Consider the following 2603-nt stretch of genomic DNA (forward strand, 5'->3'; position numbering starts at 1 on the left):
ATTTCTATAAAATTTTGATTTGGATATTAATACTGAACTAACCAAACAAGAAAATTTATTAAAAATATTGATATTACTTGACTTTAGGTGGAAAACTCATTCTTAAATTCCAAAGCCCAGACCAAGTCATTATTTTCGGCTTTTCTAACTCTAAAACAAGAATAGTCATAATAATTGCTAGCACCGCATCAGTAAATGCGGTTAATCGTTCTTTATTCAAATTTGGCACACCCTTTTCTGTTAAATTAATCGATTACATAGAAAGAGCACTTCAATTAAGTTAGGAAGTGCTCAAATAGATTAATGAGTTTGAATAAGTAAGAAAAATATTTAAATTGAATTTTGAGGAGTAAGAATACTATAGACTTTAAAATAATTATCAATAAACGGGTCTACTAGAACCTTGAGTTGTAGGATCCGCAAAGCCAATACTTTCTCTGCTATATTTTTTAGGATTATTAATAATTTTTGTAATTACTTGGGCACATGACTTTCTTGAAACTGAAACGCCAATATATTCTTCACCCTTTTGAGTTACAGTATAGTTAGTGTCATTTTTATCATTGAGCCACGCTAAACGCAAAACAGTATAATCTAAATCTTATTTTTCAATATATTTATCAGACAATACGACTGTATCTGTTGGCTTCACTTCGCCGCCAAAGCAAACATCACGATTATATGAACCGAATGGTTCAGGAACTTCATCATAGATTCCCAATATATTAGATGATATGAGGCGCTTTACACCCTCTTCATCCATAATTTTAATAACATCTTGAGTTAATTTTGCATCTGCACCATGATCGACGAATGCAACATAGACAATGTCTTGTCCCTTAATAACTTTGCGTAAATCTTCTGGATTATTAGCATCCCCATCAATTATGGTAACTCTAGGATTGTCTGCTAAACTATCTAGTCTTGCTGCATTCCGCAATAAGAGCGTTAATTCAATATTACTATTGCCAGTTAAAATTTTATCTTCAACTAAGCGAGCGATTTGCCCGTTTGCACCAATAATTGCTACTTTTGTCATAAATTAAATATTCATCTTTCCATGTTTAACGTAAGGCTTTCAAGCTTGAGCCGAAGATACTTTCAATTGCTTTAGGATCACGATGACTAAAGAATTGACTTTCATTTAGATCTAAGCTACTAATCTTATTCATATCTTCATCACTTAGCTTAAAGTCAAATACATCGAAGTTCTCTTCCATTCTAGCCTTATGAACTGACTTAGGGATTACAACAATTCCACGTTGCAATAACCAACGTAAGATAACTTGACCATTCTTCTTGCCGTATTTTTCACCAATTGAAGCAATTGTTTCATTAGTGAAGATGTTACGCTTACCTTCTGCAAATGGTGCCCAAGCTTCTACAGTTATATCTTCTGATTGGAAGTATTTAACTGTTTCTGGACGTTGGTACCAAGGAGATACTTCAATTTGGTTAACAGCAGGCTTAACATCGCTCATCAATTCTAAGTTCTTGAATTGATCTGGATAAAAGTTAGATACACCAATTGATTTAATCTTACCCGCTTTTTGTGCTTCTTCTAGTGCTCTCCATGCTCCATAAACATCGCCATATGGTTGGTGAAGCAAGTATAAGTCTAAATAATCCATACCAAGCTTTTGTAAAGATTCATCAATTCCTTGCTTTGCCTTTTCATAAGTGAAGTGGTCAACCCATAACTTAGAAGTTACAAAGAATTCACTTCTATCAATACCACTATTATTAATTGCTTTTCCGACTGCTTCTTCATTTTGGTAAGCTGCAGCGGTATCAAATAAGCGGTAACCGACGTCAATAGCATCTTTAACAGCTGCTTGCGCTTGGTTTAAATCTGGTACTTGAAATACACCAAATCCTAATTGTGGCATCTTATTTCCGTCATTTAAAGTAATGTAATCCATTTAAATTTCCTCCATAATTAATAACGATTTGTTTCTTAACAATTATTAGTATATCTGCTAGCCATATAAAATAAAATTGCTGTTTGCCTATGGTAGCATGCGCCCTGTGCATACTGAGTAAGTTAAAAAAGTACTACTAAAATGTAGTACTTCTTAATCTAATTATCTTTATTATGCCTTTGACAGCGTATTTTTGGCCTATTAGGTTTGATTTTTTCTCTTTGTGTGTAATTATTCCAGATGATTTGGATCATCATCATAGATACAAATATCTCTACAAATACTTGTAATAGTAACTCGAATAAGTCACCATAATAATTAATAAAGTAATTGATGCTAATTACCAATAACAAGCACACTAATAGAACTATTACTCCTGTAAGTCCAACATAAAGACCCTTATCCCTTTTATGTTTCATTAGCTTAACTCCCTTAACTTTTGTTTTACATTTAGTATCTATCATAATTATAGTCTTATGTTAGTATTTTGGAGCAAATTTTTTGATAATTTTATTTTTGTATGGATTGCAATTCATCCCAGGATTATACTAATTCATGTTAAAATTAATTTACGTTAATTGTAGAACGTTAATTGTAGAATCAAATTGAACACTTAGTTCATAAAATTAAAAAAGCCCATTTGTGACTCTTTGTTAGAATGTAAATAACCACAAATACATC

General features: G+C 32.1%; 2 protein-coding genes and 2 pseudogenes. All 4 read right to left on the bottom strand.

Annotation, left to right across the window (positions count from 1 at the left end; genetic code table 11):
• Positions 1-91: 91 nt before the first annotated feature.
• A pseudogene (locus tag J2Z60_RS10815) lies at positions 92-220 on the bottom strand (TMEM175 family protein); the annotation flags it as partial.
• Positions 221-379: 159 nt separating this feature from the next.
• Positions 380-1039: pseudogene (locus J2Z60_RS10820) on the bottom strand (NAD(P)H-binding protein).
• 25 nt (positions 1040-1064) lie between these two features.
• Positions 1065-1922 carry an aldo/keto reductase gene (locus J2Z60_RS10825; protein WP_209687705.1) on the bottom strand — a complete coding sequence of 286 codons (858 nt, stop codon included), beginning with the start codon at positions 1920-1922 and terminating at the stop codon, positions 1065-1067.
• A gap of 158 nt (positions 1923-2080) precedes the next feature.
• Positions 2081-2341: a hypothetical protein gene (locus tag J2Z60_RS10830; RefSeq protein WP_209687706.1), complete on the bottom strand. Its 261-nt coding sequence runs from the start codon at positions 2339-2341 to the stop codon at positions 2081-2083.
• Positions 2342-2603: the final 262 nt, after the last annotated feature.

Origin of the sequence: Lactobacillus colini (assembly GCF_017874575.1) — a bacterium.
Lineage (GTDB): Bacteria > Bacillota > Bacilli > Lactobacillales > Lactobacillaceae > Lactobacillus > Lactobacillus colini.